Here is a 928-nt window from a genome sequence, read left to right as displayed (position 1 = left end):
GAGCAGGATCCCGATAAGTGCAGTCCATATTTGGATGTACACTGCATTTTCAGATGTTCCCACAAAACTGGTTACCTTAAGCCGTTGTTTGAGGTGCTTGAAGAAGGTTTCAATCTCCCAACGTTCTTTATAGAGCGCTGCTACGGTGGCTGGTTTCCAGGAGAAATTATTGGTCAGGAACTCGTATTCCACGTTTTTGGTGCTGTCCCAAACGCGAACCAAACGCATCTTCTTTCCTGCATACCTTTGATTGGCAAGTCCGTCAAGCTCAACAAGCTGATCTTCAAGGATCCCGCCAGTACGAAGCTCTTCGCTCTTTACCGTTTTCACTAGTGTATATTTCATGTTGGATTTCGCTCGGGTGACAAAGAAACAGCCGGTGCTGTCCAAAACGTTCATCCAGGCATAATCCACATAGCCCCGGTCTACAATAACCACGCAACCTTTGGGAAATGACATCGACTTAGCAATTTTGGATTCATGCTGTTTGCCATCTGTAATATGGACGAAACTTGGCATACAGCCATCGTAATCCAATACGGTGTGTAACTTCACCGCTCCCTTGGCACTACGGAACTTGGCCCAATCAAATACACTCAAGCACAATGGAATAACGGTAGCATCCATCAAAAAACACCTTACGTTGTAATCTTCGCAATTCCGGCCTTTTATGAGTATGCTGTTGCCATAGGTGATCCAAAAGCTTATAATACAGATCCCTGAAAAGACCGTGATCGCGATGAGCATTCATATAGGAAAGGTTGGACTTGCTCGGCGTTCTGGAGATACCCATATGGTTCATGTTGCCAGTAGTGCTGCGGAGTCCATTAGAAATGTCACGAACCGAATCTGCCGAAGAGAGATGGCAGAATAGCATGCTCACAAAATGCGTCCAACTGTTGATGCCCTTGTGATGTTTGTCAGATTG

General features: G+C 45.6%; 2 protein-coding genes. Both read right to left on the bottom strand.

Annotated elements, in window-relative coordinates; translation table 11 throughout:
• On the bottom strand, nucleotides 1-627 hold a 627-nt coding region (locus CRT24_RS15655; RefSeq protein WP_180269153.1), incomplete at its 3' end, for an IS4 family transposase.
• Nucleotides 587-928: DUF4372 domain-containing protein (locus CRT24_RS15650; RefSeq protein WP_144034595.1), on the bottom strand; the 342-nt coding region annotated here is incomplete at its 5' end. The genes CRT24_RS15650 and CRT24_RS15655, both read right to left, overlap by 41 nt.

Origin of the sequence: Sphingobacterium sp. 1.A.5, assembly GCF_002734235.1 — a bacterium.
Taxonomy (GTDB): Bacteria; Bacteroidota; Bacteroidia; order Sphingobacteriales; family Sphingobacteriaceae; genus Sphingobacterium; species Sphingobacterium daejeonense.
This window is presented reverse-complemented; position numbering and strand designations above follow the sequence as displayed.